Below are 726 nucleotides of genomic sequence, written 5' to 3'. Positions count from 1 at the left end.
CCTTGATGTCTCCCTCCAAGACCCATGTGGCGGAGTATTTCTTGCTTAAGCATCTGTGTATTTGGTCTATCGCATCCGCACATGAGCGGTATTTGCGAAAGCCATACGAGTTGCCGTCTGCAAGTGTTTCCGACACGGGTTCGAGAGCCATGAGGAAGAGGGCTTGCATCGCCCTGTCCTTGATGGTGGGTATTCCTAGCGGTCGCTGCTTGCCGTTTTTCTTCGGGATGAAGACACGGCGGAGCGGCTTTGGCTTGTACCCTCTCGTTTTCAAAGAACCGATGGCATTGTAGCGTTCCACTTCAGTGAGCCAAGTCACCTTGTCAACACCTGCGGTGCTACCGCCCTTGTTTGATGTAACTTGCCTTACTGCCAAAGCCTTGGCGGAAAACGAGTTAATCAAGATGCGTTGGAGAGATTTCACCTTTCCAATGCGGTTTGCCTTTAGAGCCTCTACTATTCGGACTTGCAGCTTGCGTACCTTCTGCTCGCATGACCCCCAGGGAATGGTGCGCCATGAGTCTGGTGTGGCTGAAGATGCACACTCGGCTTTCGCCTCGCTCTCTTGTCGTTTCTTCATTTTACGCTAGTTCTACACTTCTTTTCGTAGTGAATTACCTGATGGAAGTCTGCCCACTTTCGTGTGGGATAATGTTACAATCCCTATCCCCACCATTACAGAGGGGCGTTTGCTTTCTCCATCGTCATTTACCTACAAGCCGTTCG

The 726-nt window shown here is 51.0% G+C and carries 1 protein-coding gene; it reads right to left on the bottom strand.

Going from position 1 to position 726, the window contains the following annotated elements:
• Window positions 1-580 (bottom strand): reverse transcriptase N-terminal domain-containing protein (locus AAAT87_RS15425; RefSeq protein ID WP_349226923.1); only part of this gene is annotated, 580 nt, incomplete at its 3' end.
• Between the last annotated feature and the right edge of the window lie 146 nt (window positions 581-726).

The sequence above is a fragment of the Segatella sinensis genome, assembly GCF_040095255.1.
GTDB classification, from domain to species: domain Bacteria; phylum Bacteroidota; class Bacteroidia; order Bacteroidales; family Bacteroidaceae; genus Prevotella; species Prevotella sinensis.
The sequence above is the reverse complement of the archived record's forward strand: the minus strand, read 5'-3'. Positions and strand labels throughout refer to the sequence as shown.